Here is a 15,775-nt window from a genome sequence, read left to right as displayed (position 1 = left end):
CCCGGCCGAATCCCGCCCCGCCCGACCGGCGGCAGGCGGCCTGCGAGGAGACCCCGATGCCACGCCTCTTCGTCGCCTTGAGCCTTCCCACCGAGGTCAAGACCCAGCTCGCCGCCCTGGTCGGCGGCATCCAGGGCGTCCGCTGGGTGCCGCCCGAGAACTACCACCTGACGCTGCGCTTCATCGGCGAGGTGCCGGGCTGGCAGGCGCAGGAGGTGGACGACGCGCTCTCCGCCATCCGCGCCCGCCCCTTCGAGCTGCGCCTGCGCGGCGTCGGCACCTTCGAGAAGGCGGGGCGGATCAGCGCCCTCTGGGTCGGCGCCGAGCGCACCGAGGGGCTCGCGCACCTGCAGAACAAGGTGGAGACGGCGCTGCAGCGCATCGGGCTGGAGCCGGAGCGGCGGCGCTTCGCCCCGCACGTCTCGCTCGCCCGCAGCACCGAGCGCGCGGCGCCCGAGAAGCTGATCGCCTTCGTGCAGGCCACCAACCTGTTCCGCGCCCCGCCGCTGATGGTGGAGCACTTCACCCTGTTCTCCTCGCTGCTGGGCAAGGAGCAGGCGGTCTACACGCCGGAGGTGGACTACGCCCTGGTGGCCTGACAACCCGGCCCCGGCGGGCGAACAGGCGCCGGGGAGGCGAGCGACGGGCGGCCAGTCTCCGGGTGGCCAGTCTCCGGGTGGCCAGTCTCCGGGCGGTTGGGTGCCGGCCTTTCCCGCGCGCCCGCCGGCCCGCCTTCGTCGCCCGGCCGCGCCAAGACGTCGTGCCGCCGGCGCGACGCCTCGATCTCGCCGACATGCGCCTCGGCCCAGCGCGCGATCCGGGCGAGGATGTCGATCAGCCCCTCGGCCAGCGGCGCCAGCGCGTATTCCACCGTGACCGGCACGGTCGGGAAGGCGGTGCGCGTCACCAGCCCGTCCCGCTCCAGGCTCTTCAGCGTCTGCGACAGCATCTTCTGCGAGATGCCGCCGATGCGCCGGCGCAGCGCGCTGAAGCGCAGCGGCCCGGCCTCCAGGCTCAGCAGGATCAGCGTCGCCCACCTGTCGCCGATCCGGTCGAGGACCTGGCGCGTCGGGCAGTCGGGGTTGAAGGCGTCGCCGCTCATCCGGCCTCCGGTCGTGCTGCTCCCGCGCTTCCCGCGCGGCCTCCCGGGAGCGCCGCCCGCCGGGCCTCCGCCGAGGACATGGTTTCCCCGGGGTGACTTCGTGACGGCAAGGTGCGTCCTTCACGGCAGATACCCGGACTGCTAGCTGGTTTCCATCGGAAACCGCCAAGGGGAACCCCCATGAGGATCGCCGTCATCGGCGCCACCGGCCGCGCCGGCCGCGAGATCACCGCCGAGCTGGCCCGCCGCGGCCACCACGTCACCGCCATCTCGCGCCACCCGGAGAAGACCCCGGCCGATCCCAACGTCACGCCGCGCGCCGGCGACGCGACGGATGCGGCCGGGCTGCCGGCGCTGCTCGCCGGCCACGACGCGGTGGTCAGCGCCGTCATGTTCAAGGACACCGACCCGGCCACGCTGGTCGGCGCCGTGCGGGCGGCGAAGGTGCCGCGCTACCTCGTGGTCGGCGGCGCCGGCAGCCTGGAGGTGGCCCCCGGCCAGCGCCTGGTGGACCAGCCGGACTTCCCGGCGGCCTACAGGGCGGAAGCCACGCGCGGCGCGGCGTTCCTCGACCACCTGAAGCAGGTGGACGACCTGGACTGGACCTTCCTCTCCCCCTCCGCCCTGTTCTTCGAGGGACCGCGCACCGGCCGCTTCCGCCTCGGCGACGACCAGCTGCTGAGCAACGACCAGGGCAGCTCGATCTCCTTCGCCGACTACGCCATCGCGATGGCGGACGAGATCGAGGCGCCCCGGCACGCGCGCCGCCGCTTCACCGTCGGCTACTGACGCCGCGGCGGCAGGGCAGCGCCGGCGCGGGTGCCGCCGGGACCTCGCGCGGCGCGCCCGCGCCGGGGATCGTGGCCGCGCCGCGCACCGGGGACGGGACGATGCCGGCCGGCCCGCATGCCCGCCGCCGGGCCCGCCGATCCCCGGCGCGGGCGGACGGGATTGACCCGCCCCGCCGCCTGCGCCCTGATCGCGGCATGGCCGTTCCCCCTGCCGGCTCCCCCGGCGCCCCGCCCGCCATCGTGGTGCTCACCGGTGCCGGCATCTCGCGCGAATCCGGCCTCGACACCTTCCGCGACGCCGGCGGCGTCTGGCAGCGCGTGCGGCTGGAGGACGTCGCGACCCCCGAGGCCTTCGCGCGCGACCCGGCCCGCGTGCACGGCTTCTACAACGCCCGCCGCGCCCAGCTCGCCGACCCGGCGGTGCGGCCCAACGCCGCGCACCTCGCCCTCGCCGCGCTGGAACGGCACTGGGAGCGCCTCGGCGCTCCTTTCCTGCTGGTGACGCAGAACGTGGACGACCTGCACGAGCGCGCCGGCTCCCGCCGGCTGCTGCACATGCACGGCGCGTTGCGCCGGGTGCGCTGCCTCGGCTGCGCGGCGGAGGCGGACTGGTCGGAACCGCTCTCCACCGCGACCCCCTGCCCCGCCTGCGGCGCCAGGGGCGGCATGCGGCCCGACATCGTCTGGTTCGGCGAGATCCCGATGCACATGGAGGGGATCGAGGCGGCGCTGGCCGGCTGCGGCCTGTTCGTCTCGATCGGCACGTCGGGCAGCGTCTATCCGGCGGCGGGCTTCGTGGAGCTGGCGCGCCGCCATGCCCGCACGATCGAGCTGAACCTGGAGCCCTCGCACGGCGCCAGCCGCTTCGGCGAGGCCCGGCACGGCCCCGCCACCGCGCTGGTGCCCGCCTTCGTGGACGAACTCCTCTCCGCGTGGGGCTGACGCCGGGGCGCGGGCGGGCGGGCGCGAAGCCCGCCGGGGCGGCCGGAGCCCCGGCCGGGACCCCGGCCGGGGCCACGGAGCCCGGCGGCGCGGGGCCGGCCGCGCCATCGGGCGCCTCGCCGCCACCGCGGGCCCGCCGGGCGGCAACGCCGCCGGCGGGCGCCGCCCCGCCTCTCGCCGCCCTGGCCGCCGAGGCGCGCGCCTGCACGGTCTGCGCGCCGCGCCTGCCGCTTGGCCCGCGGCCGATCCTGCGTGTCTCGGAGACGGCGCGGATCCTGATCGCCAGCCAGGCGCCCGGCACCCGCGCGCACGAGAGCGGCATCCCCTTCGAGGACGCCTCCGGCGCCCGGCTGCGCGACTGGCTGGGCCTGGACCGCGACGTGTTCCACGACGAATCCCGCGTCGCCATCCTGCCGCAGGGCTTCTGCTACCCGGGCCGGCTGCCGCGTGGCGGCGACGCGCCGCCCCGGCCGGAATGCGCGCCGCTCTGGCAGGCCAGGCTGCTCGCGCCGATGCGCGGGCTGCGGCTGATCCTGCCGATCGGGGCGCACGCGATCCGCTACCACCTCGGGGCGCGGGCGAAGCCCACCCTGGCGGCGACGGTGGCCGGGTTCCGCGACTACCTGCCGCGCCACCTGCCGCTGCCCCACCCCTCCTGGCGCACGCTGGCCTGGGCGGGTCGCAACCCTTGGTTCGAGGCGGAGGTGATCCCGGCGCTGCGCGCGGCGGTGGCGGCGGCGCTGCGGGAGGAGACCTGAGAGCTTGTGAAAGAATGCCCGTCAGCGTTGAAACCGGCCGAAAAAGACGGGTCTTTTCAACGGGCATTCTTTCGCAAGTTCGATTTCTTCACACACGCCGGGCCGGCGCCGGCCCGCGTTCGCGTCAGCCCTCGCTTTCCAGCCGCTCGATGTCCTCGTCCGAGAGGCCGAAATGGTGGCCGATCTCGTGGATCAGCACGTTGCGGACGAGTCGGAACAGGTCCTCGCCGGTCTCGATCCACTCCAGCAGGATCGGCTCGCGGTACAGCATCACCGTGTCGGGCAGCAGCGGCACGTCGGCGACGCTCTTGCGGGTCAGCGGCACGCCCCGGTAGAGGCCGGTCAGCTCCCAGGGGCTGTCGAGCCCGAGTTCCTCCAGGGTTTCGTCGTCGGCCGCGTCCTCCACCATGATGGCGGCCCCGCGCACCATGTCGCGCAGCGGGACGGGCATGGCGGCGAGCGCGGCCTCGGCCATCTCGATGATGTCCTCGGCGGAGGGCGGGGCGGTATGACGCATGGCGGAGCACATGATGCGCCCAACGGACGCCGCCCGAGGGTCACAGTCAAGCACGCAACCGCCGCCCCACGCAGGTGTCACCTCGGTGTAAGGCAGACCCCTAAACCCCGGAAGGGATTACGTAATGCAACAATTGGACGCAGCCGCCCGCGAGGCCTTGCCGACGCTCCTGCCCGATTGGTCGCCCGCGGCGGACGGCCGGTCGATCCGGCGCGAGTTCCGCTTCGCCGATTTCGGCGCGGCCTGGGGCTTCATGAGCCGGGTCGCCCTGCTCGCCGAGAGGCAGGACCACCATCCGGACTGGCGCAACGTCTGGAACCGGGTCGAGATCACCCTGACCACGCACGATGCCGGGGGCCTGAGCGAGCGCGACGTGACCCTGGCCAGGGCCATCGACGCGCTGCTCTGATCGGAGGCCGGGCGGACCGCCCCTGCGCGGGCCGGCCGGGCCTCCGGCCCGAGGGGGGAAAGGGCAGGCCGCCACGGCGCGTGATGGCGGAACTGTACGTCACGCCCGGCATTTGGTTTGCTCTCGCCACGACAGCACCAAGACAGCGCCACGACAACGAAAGTTGGGAGAACGCAGCATGGCCATCAAGGATGCGGCGCCGAGGAGCCGGCGTTCGGCGAGGGCGGGAGTGTCGGAGGCGGAACCCGGCGCGCCCGCGCCGCAGCAGGCCGGCGACCCGCGGGCGGAGGACGGCCCGGCACAGGCCGACGGGGCGCAGGCCGGCGTGGCGCAGGCCGACGAGACACAGACCGGCGGGACACAGACCAGCGGGGCACAGGCCGGCGGGGCGGCGACCGAAGCGATGGCCGATCCGGCACCGGCGGCGTCGCAGCAGCCGCCCGGCTCGATGCTGGGCCTCTGGACCTCCTGGCTGGACCTGATGCGGGGACAGGTCCTCTCCGCCGGCCAGGCCGTGCCGGAGGGCCAGCCCTGGCAGGTCCGCGCCGACGAGGTGGCCGGCCGCGTGCTGGCCGACAGCGTCCGCAAGGTCAACGACGCCCTGCTGCAGGACCCGAACCTGCGCACGCTCGACCGGCTGCTGAACGCCAACCCGCTGCGCGAGGTGATCCCGGTCGACTGGGCCGAGGTGGCGCGGGCGCTGCGCACCGTGTGGCTGCGCAACCTGGGCCGGCCGGGGTCGGCGGTGCAGTCGGCGCTGGACCTGAACCTGCGCCTGTGGCGTTCGGCGCTCGATGCCTGGAGCGAGGCCGGGCGGCGCTGGCTCGGCGAGGAGACGGCCGCCCCGGCCACCCCCGGCGGCAAGGCGCCGCCGGTGGCCGACAAGCGCTTCGCCGCGCCGGAATGGCAGTCCAACCCGCTGTTCCGCACGCTGCGCGATTCCTACCTGATCGCCTCGGAGTGGCTGCTCAAGCAGGGCGACGCGCCGGACCTCGACGAGGCGGAGCGCCTGCGGCTGAACTTCCACCTGCGCCAGTTCATCGACGCGACCAGCCCGACGCTCGCCCTCGCCTCCAACCCCGCCGCGCTGCGCCGCGCCATGGAGACGGGCGGCGCCAGCATCGCCAGCGGCATCCGCAACCTGCTGGCCGACGTCAAGGCCGGCCGGCTCTCCATGGTGGACGCGACCGCCTTCGCGCCGGGGCGCAACCTCGCCCTCTCGGAAGGCAAGGTGGTGTACCGCAACCGGCTGATCGAGCTGATCCAGTACGCGCCGCGCACGGAGACGACGCACGCCGTGCCGCTGCTGATGCTGCCGCCCTGGATCAACAAGTTCTACATCCTCGACCTCCAGGCGAAGAACAGCATGGTCCGCCACCTCCTGGACCGCGGCTTCACCGTGTTCATGGTCTCCTGGAAGAACCCCGACGCCTCGATGGATTCGATCGGCATCGAGGACTACATGGAGCTGGGCCCGCTGGCCGCGAGCGAGGTGGTGGGCGAGATCACGGGCGCGCGGCAGGTCAACGTGATGGGCTACTGCATCGGCGGCACGCTGCTGGCGATGACTCTGGCCTGGCTGGCCGCGAAGGGCGACGACCGCTTCAACTCGGCCACCTTCATGGTCTCGCTGCAGGACTTCTCGCGCGTCGGCGACACGGCCGTGTTCATGGACGAGGACACCGTCGACCTCGTCGAGCAGCAGATGCTGGAGCGCGGCTACCTCGACAGCCGCGACATGGCCAACATGTTCAACCTGTTGCGGCCGAACGACCTGATCTGGGTCAACGTCGTCAACAACTACCTGATGGGCGACAAGCCGGCGGCCTTCGACATCCTTTACTGGAACAGCGATTCCACCCGCATGGCGCGCGCCGCGCACAGCTGGTACCTGCGCAACACCTACCGCGAGAACAACCTGATCGTGCCCGGCAGGGTGACGCTGAAGGGCGAGCCGATCGACCTCGGCAGGATCACGCTCGACACCTACGCGGTGGGCGCCGAGAAGGACCACATCGTCCCCTGGGACGCCGCCTGGCACATCACCCACCTGTTCGGCGGCGATGTCCGCTACGTGCTCGCCTCCAGCGGCCATGTCGCCGGCATCATCAACCCGCCGGGCGGCAAGGGCAGCTACCTCGTCAACGAATCCGGCACGCCCGCCGGGACGCCCACCCTCTGGCGCCAGACCGCGAGCAAGCGCGAGGGAAGCTGGTGGACCGACTGGTTCGACTGGCTGGGCGCGCATGCCGGCGCGCGCGGCGCGCCGCCGCCGATGGGCCGCCCCGGCGAGGCGCCGCTGGCCGACGCGCCCGGCACCTACGTGCTGGAGCGCTGATCCCGGCACAGGCGGCGCCCCCGGCGGGCGCCGCCGACGCGCCGGTGGAGAGGCGCGCGCCGCGCGGATGCCGTATCAGGCTCGCATCATCCCTTCCGGAGCCGGTACCGCCGCATGCAAGACGCGCACACGCCAGAAACCCTCGCCGCCGCCGGCTGGGTCCCGAGCCACGAACCCGGCCTTTCCGACACGCTCGGCGGCCCGCTGTGGAGCCGGCCGGACGAGGGGCTGACGGACGGCCTGCCCTGCTTCGGCTTCCGGACCGCGCCGCACCACGCCAACGGCCACGGGATGGTGCATGGCGGCGTGCTGCTGACCGTGATCGACCACTCGCTCGGCATGTTCGTGCGCGCGGCGACCGGCGGCCAGGGCGGCGTGACGATGCAGCTCGACACGCAATTCGTGGGCGCCGTGACGCCGGGCGCCTTCGTGGTGCTGCACGGGCGGCTGGTCCGCGCCGCGCGCAGCGTGGTGTTCGTGCAGGGCCGGCTGCTGGCGGGCACGCAGGAGGCGGCCTCGGCGAGCGGCATCTGGAAGCTGCGGCGCGCCACGCCGGCGGGCTGAGCGACTCGCCGGCGGGCGGAGCCGCCCGGGAGAGGCAGCTCACGCAGCGTTTGCGGCCGCGCCCCCGGCGCGGGGCCCGCCCGATTCCCTCGTGCCCGCCTTCCCCGTGCCCACCTTCCTCGTCCCCGTCCCCCGCTCAGGCCGCCGGCAGCACCGCGACGCGCCAGCCGAGCGCGCGCGACTCGCCGGGAGGGATCAGCATCAGCCCCGGCTTGGTGGCGAATTCGCCGTCGAAGCCCTCCTCGCTCGCCATGCCGCACCAGGGCTCGATGCACAGGAAGTCGCCGCCCGCGCGGGTCCAGAGGCCGAGTTCCCGGAAGCCGTGCCAGGAGAAGTCCAGCGTGGGCGCGCCCGGCGCCGTGAAGCGGAGCGAGCGGCTGCGCGGCCGGTCCAGGATCAGCGCGTCGGCTTCGAACAGCGAGGAATCGAGCGGCAGGGTGGCGCCCCGGATCGGCGTCGGCTCCGGCTCGCGGCGCAGCAGCCCGCCGGCCAGACGGCGCACCGGCTCCGGCTCGGCCTCGGCGAATTCCAGCCGGTGCGCCTCGCGCGGCACGCCCGGCGCCAGCGGCCAGCGGAAGGCCGGATGGGCCCCCAGCGAGGCCGGCAGCGTCACCTCCCCGGTGTTGGTCACCCGGTACTCCACCGAGAGCGCCCCGGCGGCCAGCGCGTATTCGACCTCCAGCCGGAAGGCGAAGGGGTAGAGGGCGCGCGTCGCGTCGTCGTCCTCCAGCACCAGCCGGCAGCGGTCGGGCGCGCGCTCGGCCCAGGCGAAGCGGCGGTCGCGGCCGAAGCCGTGCTGGGTCAGGCGGTAGGTACGCCCCTCGTGGCGCAGCGTGTCGCCCGCCAGGCGGCCGACGATCGGGAACAGGATGGGCGAGTGCCGCGGCCAGGCCGGCTCCGCCAGCCACAGCACCTCGCCCGCCGCCGCCTCCCGCAGCGAGCACAGCTCGGCGCCCTGCGCGAGCACGGCGGCGGCGAGGCGGCCCTCGGCGAATTCGTGGCGGTCCTGCTCGGCCATGCGCGGTTCTCCTGTGACGCCTACAGCGAAACGCAGTCCGATCGGGACTGCGGTTCGCCGTAGCTCGTTGTTCTCGGCGCGGATTCACGCCGCCGGGCGTGTCCGCCCGCCGGCGATCCGCTCTAGAGCCGATCCAGCCTGACTGTATCAGGCCGGAACGGCTCTAGCCTTTTGATTTTTCGCATTTTCCGAGCCGCTGAGCGAGGACGCTCAGCTTGAAAATGCTCTAAGGGTGGGCGGCGGACGGGCAACGATGCCGGCTTCCCGCCGGGCCGTCGAGCGCGGCCAGCGGGTTGGCGCGGCGGGCGGGCGATCCCGCCCCGATGCGGCGGGCGTCAGCCGGCGCCGCCGAGCAGCCGGCGCAGGCGGATCTCCTCGGCGTCCAGCTCGCCCTCCAGGTCCGAGAGCAGCGACGCGTCCATCTCGCCCTCCCGGAAATGGTGCAGCAGCCGGTCGCGGCCCGCGCGCACCGCCGCGAGGCGCAGCGCGAGCCGCGCCTGCAGCTCGGCCGCCGCCCCGCCATGCGCCGCGACGCGGTGATAGACCCCCGCCTTGTCCCGGTACTCCGACACGAGGTCGGCGGCGATGGCGCCCTCCAGCGGGTCGCCGGCGCGGCGCTCCAGCTCCTCCAGCATGGCGTCGGAGAGCACGCGGCGCGCCGCGGCCTCCTGCGGCGGCAGGCCGCGCAGCGCCGGCTCCTCGATGCCGAGGCGCCGGATCACCCATTCGAGGCTGGTGCCCTGCAGCACCAGCGTCGCCAGGATGGCGGTGAAGGCGAGGAAGACGATCAGGTCCCGCTGGGGGAAGTCCTCCGGCAGGCCGATCGCGGCGGCGAGGCTGACGACGCCGCGCATGCCCGCCCAGGCGATCACGGCCACGTGCCGGGACGAGGGCTGCGGCCGGCGGCGCGAGCCGGGTCCGGAAGCGGGATCGGGGCCGGCCTTGGCCGCGGGGCGCGACGCCTCGTCGCGGGCGTCCCGCAGCCCGTCCGCCAGCCGCGACAGCCAGTCCGTCCCGAACACCCAGACGAAGCGCGAGACGATCAGCACGGCCGAGAGCAGCAGCGCCGCCCGCGCCAGCGCCCAGCCATCGTCCCCCGCCAGCCGGCCGAGGATGGCGTTGAGCTGCAGCCCGATCAGGATGAACACGAGGCTGTTGAGCACGAACTCCACGAAGGCCCAGACCGCCCGGCCGTCCTGGCGGGTGCGGGCGGAGAAGACGGCGTGCTGCCGCACGCCGAGCACCATGCCGCAGGCGACGACCCCGAGCACGCCCGAGACGCCCGCCGCGTCGGCCAGCATGTAGGCGGCGTAGCCGGCGAGGAAGCCGACGCAGGTCTCCAGCAGGCTGTCGTGCAGCCGGCCGATCATCCAGATCGTGACCCGCCCGACCGCGTAGCCGATCGCGACACCCCCCGCCGCCAGCACCAGGAACGACGCGGCGGCCTCCAGCGGGTGGACGCCGCCGAGGGCGAAGGCGGCGACGGCGAGGCGGTAGACCACCAGCGAGGAGGCGTCGTTGATCAGGCTCTCGCCCTCCAGCACCGTGACCATGCGGCGCGGCAGGCGCAGCTTGCGCAGCACGGCGCCGGCCGCCACGGCGTCTGGCGGCGCGACGATGGCGCCGAGCGCGATGGCCGCCGCCCAGGGCAGGTCCGGCAGCAGCCAGCGCGCCGCCACGGCGATGCAGAGGGTGGTGAACAGCACCGCCCCCAGCGCCAGCGCCAGGATCGGCCGCAGGTCCTGGCGGAAGGCGCGCCAGTCCGTCCGGTAAGCGCTCACCTGCAGCAGCGGCGGCAGGAAGAAGGCGAGCGCGAAATCGGGATCGAGGTGCGGGGCCGGCAGGCCCGGGATCAGCGCCGCCGCCATGCCGCCGATCACCAGGATCACGGCGTAGGGCACGCGGATGGTGCGGGCGAGCACCGCGAACACGATGCAGGCCGCCATCATGGCCAGCGTGGCCTGGACGATCTCCATGCTGCTCCTCGGCCGGTGGCGGCGCCTCGCCGCCGGGAAGTCCGATACCCGCCCTGAGCGCGCCGGCGGGGTCCGCCCGCGCGCCGTTCCGGGCCCTCGGCGGGATAGCCGACCCGGCCCCGCAGGGCCGGGACCGGGATGGGCGCGGGGTTCGGCCGCGCGTCGGACCCCGGGGAGGTCAGGCCCGTCGCGGCCGGCCGGGCGGGACGCCGCGCCGGCGCGGGATCAGCGGTAGCAGCGCTGCTGGTTGCCGGAGACGCCGGTGTCGAAGCAGATCTCGGGCGTGTCGTTCTGGCCGGCGGCGGGGCGCAGCGGCCCGCAGGCGGCCACCAGCAGGATCATGGCGAGCAGGCAGAGGCGCATGGTCGTTCCTCGGGGCTGGGTCGGGCGCGTCGCCGGCCGTTCCGGACGCCGCGCGCCCCGCTGCCGGACACCCTTCGCCACCGCACCATGGCGGAGTCGCGGGATGCGGGGCGGCCCTCCATCGCATGCGGGACATGGCCCGGCAACCGAACCCCGGCCGCGGCGCGGCGACAACCCCGGCCGCGGCGCGGCCGTCGCGCCCGCCTCCCCGTCCGGCCACCCGCCGGGCGGAACCGGCCCGGCCGGCTCAGTTGCAGATGGGCTGGGCGTTGGCCGAGGTGCGCACGCAATGCAGCCCGGTCGGATTCTCGGCCATGTTGTCGCGCAGCGTCTGGCAGCCGGCCACGGCCAGCAGGGACAGGAAGATGAGGATGGTGCGCATTGTCGCTCCCGCGATGGCCGGGCCTCTCCGCCGCGGCGCCTGCTCGATGTCCACTTCCCCGGGCCGGCGGCGGCGGGGGCCTCGCCCCGCCGGCGCCCGGCCCGGTGATCCGGATCCGCCGCGCCGTCACCGCCGACCGGCGGGCCGCCCTTATCCGCGTGGCAGGCTGAATCGGCAACTTACCCCGGCTTAATTGTTCGGCGGCGCCCGGCCGGCCCCCACCGCGCCGGGCACGCGGCGCGCTGGCCGGCATGTCCCGCCGCCCCGGCCACATGGAGGCGGACGTAACTTGCGCGATTCCAGTTCCTGGAATACGCACCGCGACATCGTGCCAGAACCGAACCGGATGGCCCGTGGCGGCGGACCGCCGATGCGGCACGCCGGCGCCCGACCGAACAGAGAATTCCGATCCGGCGGCCCCGGCCAAGGGGGTTCCGGCCAGGGGATTCAGCCAGAGGACTTGCGATGCCGAAACCCATCTCCCGGCGGAGCCTCGTGCGCCTCGCGCCCCTTGCCCTCCTGCCGGCCGCCGCCTGTACCAGCGACGCCCGGGTCGGCGCCAGCGCGCTCGCCGATCAGGTCCCCGACGCGACGGTGGAGATGCGGCAGGCGCAGGCCGCGTTCATCGGCAGCGCCGGCGGCGGCAGCGGCGTGCTCACCTTCCGCGGTCAGCGCTACCCCTTCACCGTGGCCGGCGCCGGCATCGGCGGCATCGGCGCCTCCACCATCGAGGCGCAGGGCGACGTGTTCAGCCTTCGCGACATCTCGCAGTTCCCGGGCGCCTACGGCCAGGTGCGCCACGGTCTGGCGGTCGGCCAGATGAGCTCGGGCGAGCTGTGGCTGCAGAACCGGAACGGCGTCATCATGCGCCTGCGGGCCCGTCGGACCGGGCTGATGCTCTCCCTGGGCGGCGACGCCGTCATCATTACCATGCGCTGAGCGGCGGCCGCTCCGCGCGGCCGCCGCCCCCTGCCCCGCCCCGCCGGTGCGCCGGCATCCGGCCGGAGACGCCGGGACGGGTTCCTCGATACCCCCCCGGCCGGCGGGCGGCCCGTGCCCCCGACCGGCATCCCGCCGCCCGACGGCGCCGCAGGCATCCCCTGCCCCGCGCCGGCCGCGAGGCCGCGTCCCTTGGCCGGCGGCCTCGCGCGCGGGGGCGCGACGGGCGCCGAACGGTGCGTGGCGCGGCCGGATCTGCTCCAGGCTTTTGATCCGGTGCATTTTCCGAGCCGCCGGGCGAGTACGCCCGGCTTGAAAATGCTCTAACGTCCCGCGCGCGGCCGGCTCTCGCGGGCAGGGCGGGAATCGGCGGGCTGCCCGGTGGCGCCGCCGGCCGGGCCGCCCGCCGACCGCCCTCTGGCCACCCGCCGTCCTGCTCGGGAGAACGTCATGCAACGTCGCACGCTGCTCGCCGCCCCTGTGGCGGCCCCCCTTGCCGCCCCGCTCATTTCTCCCATGGCGGCTCCCCTGGTCGCGGCGGCGCTGGCCGGTGCCGCCGAACCGGCGGCAGCCCAGGGGGCGCCCCAGGGAACGGAGAGCCAGGACGCGGTGCCCTCCCTTGCCAGCGACGAGTATTTCGTGCCGGCGCGTGACGCCGGCATCGAGCTCTACGTGCGCAACAAGCGGCCCGAGGGCCTGGCGGCGCGGCCGGACCGCACCGTGCTGTTCGTCCACGGCGCCACCTACCCGGCCGAGACCGCCTTCGACCTGCCGCTCGGCGACATCTCCTGGATGGACTACATCGCCGCCCGCGGCTTCGACGTGTGGTGCATGGATGTGCGCGGCTACGGCCGCTCCACCCGCCCGCCGGAGATGGCCCGGCCCGCCGCCGAGAACCCGCCGCTCGTGCGCGGCGAGACGGCCGTGGCCGACATCGCCGCCGTCGCCGACTTCATCCGCGAGCGGCGCGGGCTGCCCCGGCTCGTGGTGATGGGCTGGTCCTGGGGCACGGCGCTGATGGGCCGCTACGCCGCCGACAACCCTTCTCTGGTCGAGCGCGTGGTGCTCTACGCGCCGGTATGGCTGCGCAACACGCCGAGCCTCGTGCAGGCCGGGCCGGGCCCGCTCGGCGCCTACCGGACGGTGACGCGCCAGCAGGCGCGCGAACGCTGGCTCGCCGGCGTGCCGGAGGAGAAGAAGGCCGCGCTGATCCCGGCCGGCTGGTTCGACTACTGGGCCAACCTGACCTTCGCCACCGATCCCGAGGGCCAGCGCCTGCGCCCGCCCGTCCTGCGCGCGCCGAACGGGGTGGTGCTGGACGGGCAGGAGTACTGGAGCGCCGGGCGCCCCTTCTACGACCCCGCGAAGATCACCGCGCCGACCCTGCTGGTGCTGGCGGAGTGGGACCGCGACACGCCGCTCTACATGGCGACGACGCTGTTCCCGCTGCTGACGAACGCGCCGGGCAAGCGGCTGGTGGTCCTGGCCGAGGGCACGCACTCGATCCTGATGGAGCGCAACCGCGGCGCGCTGTTCCAGGCCGTGCAGGTGTTCCTGGAGGAGGCGCCGGCGGGCTGAGCCGGGGCCGGACGGGCCGGGGCCCCCGTCAGCCGGGGCCCGTCTTGCGCCATGGCGGCGCGCGGCGGCGGGCAGGCGGCCGGCACGGTCGGGCGGGAGCCGCGACATCGTCCTGGAGCCCGGCCGGGTCTTCGCCTATCGCTGGTGCAGGAGCGACGTGGGACCGTGGGACAAGCGATGCGCGATTCACGCCGCGGCACGAGGATGCCGGCCGGGCCGGCCGCCGTGGCGCACCGCCCCGCCGCCGCCGGGGGCGCCGACCCCGCAGGTCGCGGCGCCGCGGGCCGGAACGCGCCGAAGCGGGGCCGGCGGGGACGATGGCCGGGCGCCGGACTCGCGCGGCTGCTGGCCGGCGTGCTGCTGGCCGTGGCGCCCCAGGCGGGCGGGGCGCGGGCGCAGGCAAGCCTCGACCCGCGCGTGTTCACGGACCCGCTGCCCGGCACGCCGCGCGGCGGCAACCCGCTGTTCGGCAACGGGACGGACCCGTTCGGGCCTCGGCCGGGCGGGCGCGACTGGCCGGGTGCGCCGGGGACGGCAGAGCCGGGGTCGGGCATGCCCGGTCCCGGCGGTGGATCGCCGGGGGCGAGGCCCGGCGCCGCGGGCCTGTTCCCGAACCCCGGCGGCGGCCCGCCTGACGAGGCTTCCGAGCCGGGCAGCCTGCTGGTGGTCAACGGTGACTACGAGGCGGTCGTCGCGCTCTACGTGTCGATGCCGGGCACGGGAAGCTGGTCGGAGCTGCTGCACGGCAACGCCCTGCCGCCACGGCAGGCGCGGCGCGTGACGCTGCCGCGCGGGCGCTGCCAGAACGACGTGCGCGCCGTGTTCCCGGACGGCACCACCCGCGAGGCGCGCAGCCTGCCGACCTGCGGCCTCGCCCGGCTGGTGCTCCCGCGCGACCTGTCCGGGCTGGCGGCGCAGCGCGGCACGGTGCCGGCGGCACCGGGCGAATCCGGGGGGCTCGGATCGAGCGATTCCGGCGTCGGCAGCCCGCTCTCGCAACGCTGAGCCGGCGCGGCGCCGAGCCGATCGTCGGGAGCCGGCCGCGGGGAGCCGCGGCCGGTGCCGGGCGGGCGCGGCCCACCCCCGGCCCGGAAACGAGGGGCCGGGAAGGCGGAGCGGCGCCGCATCCGGGGGGCGCCGTGCCCCCCGGTCCGGGATCAGAGCCCGGCGGTCGCCGCGACCTCGGCCGCGAAGTCGCCCTGCGGCTTGTCGATGCCCTCGCCCAGCTTGAAGCGGGCGAAGCCCGCCAGCTCGGCGCCGGCCTTCTTCACCACGGCCTTCACGCGGCTCTCGCCGTCATGCACCCAGACCTGCTCCAGCAGCACCACCTCCTCGTAGTACTTGCGGATGCGGCCCTCGACCATCTTCTCGATGATGTTCTCGGGCTTGCCGGAGGCGCGGGCCTGCTCGGACAGCACGTTCTTCTCGCGCTCCAGCGCCGCCGGGTCGACGGCGGTGATGTCGAGCGCCTCGGGCATGGTCGCGGCGACGTGCATGCCGACCTGCCGGCCGAGCGTCTCCAGCGCGTCCAGCTCGCCCGCGCCCTTCACCGCCACGATCACGCCGATCTTGCCCAGGCCCGGCTTCAGCGCCTGGTGGACGTAGGTCGCCACCACGCCCTGGTCGACCGTCAGCACCTTCGCGCGGCGGATCGTCATGTTCTCGCCGATCGTCGCGACCATGTGCGTGAGCTGGTCGGCGACGGTCCGGTCGGCGCCCGGGAACTGGGCGGCCTTCAGCGCCTCCACGTCGTCGCCGACGGTGAGCGCGATCTTCGCCAGCTCCTCGACGAAGTTCTGGAAGGTCTCGTTGCGCGCCACGAAGTCGGTCTCGGCGTTCACCTCGACCATGGCGGCGACCTGCGGCGCGGTGGCGACGCCGACCAGCCCCTCGGCGGCGACGCGGCCGGACTTCTTGGCGGCGGCGGAGAGGCCCTTCTTGCGCAGCCAGTCGACCGCGGCCTCCATGTCGCCGCCGGCTTCGACGAGGGCCTTCTTGCAGTCCATCATGCCGGCGCCGGTCTTCTCGCGAAGGTCCTTCACGAGGGCTGCGGTGATCTCGGCCATGTTCTCAGTCTCCCACGGATCGGTCAGGGATG

General features: G+C 74.8%; 17 protein-coding genes. 10 read left to right on the top strand and 7 right to left on the bottom strand.

Features of this window, described 5'->3' with window-relative positions:
* Positions 1–56: 56 nt before the first annotated feature.
* The gene (thpR, locus tag M0638_RS06115; RefSeq protein ID WP_248666073.1) at positions 57–599 is read left to right on the top strand and encodes an RNA 2',3'-cyclic phosphodiesterase; all 543 of its coding nucleotides are present in this window, start codon (positions 57–59) and stop codon (positions 597–599) included.
* Here the strand turns inward: thpR and M0638_RS06110 are convergent.
* Positions 581–1,102, bottom strand: a complete 522-nt coding sequence (locus tag M0638_RS06110; protein ID WP_345892999.1) for a winged helix-turn-helix transcriptional regulator — start codon at positions 1,100–1,102, stop codon at positions 581–583. The genes thpR and M0638_RS06110 overlap by 19 nt on opposite strands.
* 180 nt (positions 1,103–1,282) lie before the next feature.
* Between M0638_RS06110 and M0638_RS06105 the strand changes: the two genes are divergently transcribed.
* The 3 genes from M0638_RS06105 to M0638_RS06095 all read left to right on the top strand — a co-directional run bounded on the left by M0638_RS06105 (position 1,283) and on the right by M0638_RS06095 (position 3,593).
* Complete coding sequence (locus tag M0638_RS06105; protein ID WP_248666072.1) at positions 1,283–1,891, top strand: NAD(P)-dependent oxidoreductase; 609 nt, start codon at positions 1,283–1,285, stop codon at positions 1,889–1,891.
* Positions 1,892–2,088: 197 nt separating this feature from the next.
* A complete protein-coding gene (locus tag M0638_RS06100) occupies positions 2,089–2,835 on the top strand; it encodes an NAD-dependent deacylase (protein WP_248666071.1) in 747 nt (248 codons plus the stop codon).
* 182 nt (positions 2,836–3,017) lie between these two features.
* Positions 3,018–3,593 carry a uracil-DNA glycosylase family protein gene (locus M0638_RS06095; protein ID WP_248666126.1) on the top strand — a complete coding sequence of 192 codons (576 nt, stop codon included), beginning with the start codon at positions 3,018–3,020 and terminating at the stop codon, positions 3,591–3,593.
* Positions 3,594–3,717: 124 nt separating this feature from the next.
* Here M0638_RS06095 and M0638_RS06090 read toward each other — a convergent pair whose 3' ends face one another.
* Positions 3,718–4,110 (bottom strand): metallopeptidase family protein, encoded by a 393-nt coding sequence (locus M0638_RS06090; protein ID WP_248666070.1) that lies wholly within the window; start codon positions 4,108–4,110, stop codon positions 3,718–3,720.
* 124 nt (positions 4,111–4,234) lie between these two features.
* On the opposite strand from M0638_RS06090, the gene M0638_RS06085 reads away from it, so the two are divergent.
* From M0638_RS06085 to M0638_RS06075, 3 genes are all read left to right on the top strand, one after another.
* Positions 4,235–4,519 (top strand): 4a-hydroxytetrahydrobiopterin dehydratase, encoded by a 285-nt coding sequence (locus M0638_RS06085; RefSeq protein WP_248666069.1) that lies wholly within the window; start codon positions 4,235–4,237, stop codon positions 4,517–4,519.
* Positions 4,520–4,697: 178 nt separating this feature from the next.
* On the top strand, positions 4,698–6,857 hold the full coding sequence (locus M0638_RS06080; RefSeq protein ID WP_248666068.1) for an alpha/beta fold hydrolase: 2,160 nt from the start codon (positions 4,698–4,700) through the stop codon (positions 6,855–6,857).
* Positions 6,858–6,971: 114 nt separating this feature from the next.
* Positions 6,972–7,421 carry a PaaI family thioesterase gene (locus M0638_RS06075; protein WP_248666067.1) on the top strand — a complete coding sequence of 150 codons (450 nt, stop codon included), beginning with the start codon at positions 6,972–6,974 and terminating at the stop codon, positions 7,419–7,421.
* 136 nt (positions 7,422–7,557) lie between these two features.
* On the opposite strand, the gene M0638_RS06070 is transcribed toward M0638_RS06075, so the two are convergent.
* The 4 genes from M0638_RS06070 to M0638_RS28765 form a co-directional block, all read right to left on the bottom strand.
* Positions 7,558–8,439, bottom strand: a complete 882-nt coding sequence (locus tag M0638_RS06070; RefSeq protein WP_248666066.1) for an aldose 1-epimerase family protein — start codon at positions 8,437–8,439, stop codon at positions 7,558–7,560.
* Positions 8,440–8,774: 335 nt separating this feature from the next.
* Complete coding sequence (locus tag M0638_RS06065; protein WP_248666065.1) at positions 8,775–10,415, bottom strand: Na+/H+ antiporter; 1,641 nt, start codon at positions 10,413–10,415, stop codon at positions 8,775–8,777.
* Between the two features lie 225 nt (positions 10,416–10,640).
* Positions 10,641–10,778 (bottom strand): hypothetical protein, encoded by a 138-nt coding sequence (locus M0638_RS06060; RefSeq protein ID WP_248666064.1) that lies wholly within the window; start codon positions 10,776–10,778, stop codon positions 10,641–10,643.
* Between the two features lie 247 nt (positions 10,779–11,025).
* Positions 11,026–11,160 carry a hypothetical protein gene (locus tag M0638_RS28765; RefSeq protein ID WP_282571874.1) on the bottom strand — a complete coding sequence of 45 codons (135 nt, stop codon included), beginning with the start codon at positions 11,158–11,160 and terminating at the stop codon, positions 11,026–11,028.
* 465 nt (positions 11,161–11,625) lie between these two features.
* Here M0638_RS28765 and M0638_RS06055 point away from each other — a divergent pair, with 465 nt between their 5' ends.
* The 3 genes from M0638_RS06055 (at position 11,626) to M0638_RS28760 (ending at position 14,682) form a co-directional block, all read left to right on the top strand.
* Entirely contained in the window at positions 11,626–12,099 is a 474-nt protein-coding gene (locus tag M0638_RS06055; RefSeq protein ID WP_248666063.1) for a hypothetical protein, read from the top strand.
* Positions 12,100–12,549: 450 nt separating this feature from the next.
* Complete coding sequence (locus tag M0638_RS06050; RefSeq protein WP_248666062.1) at positions 12,550–13,677, top strand: alpha/beta hydrolase; 1,128 nt, start codon at positions 12,550–12,552, stop codon at positions 13,675–13,677.
* Between the two features lie 177 nt (positions 13,678–13,854).
* Positions 13,855–14,682, top strand: coding sequence for a hypothetical protein (locus tag M0638_RS28760; RefSeq protein ID WP_282571873.1), 828 nt, complete (start codon positions 13,855–13,857; stop codon positions 14,680–14,682).
* A 152-nt stretch (positions 14,683–14,834) separates the two neighbouring features.
* Here the strand turns inward: M0638_RS28760 and tsf are convergent, their stop codons facing one another.
* Positions 14,835–15,743, bottom strand: a complete 909-nt coding sequence (gene tsf / locus M0638_RS06035; protein ID WP_248666060.1) for a translation elongation factor Ts — start codon at positions 15,741–15,743, stop codon at positions 14,835–14,837.
* Positions 15,744–15,775 lie beyond the last annotated feature (32 nt).

Origin of the sequence: Roseomonas acroporae, from assembly GCF_023223525.1 — a bacterium.
In the GTDB taxonomy this organism is placed as follows: Bacteria; Pseudomonadota; Alphaproteobacteria; order Acetobacterales; family Acetobacteraceae; genus Roseomonas_E; species Roseomonas_E acroporae.
Note: the sequence above shows the minus strand (reverse complement) of the source record. Positions and strands in the feature narration are given on the sequence as shown.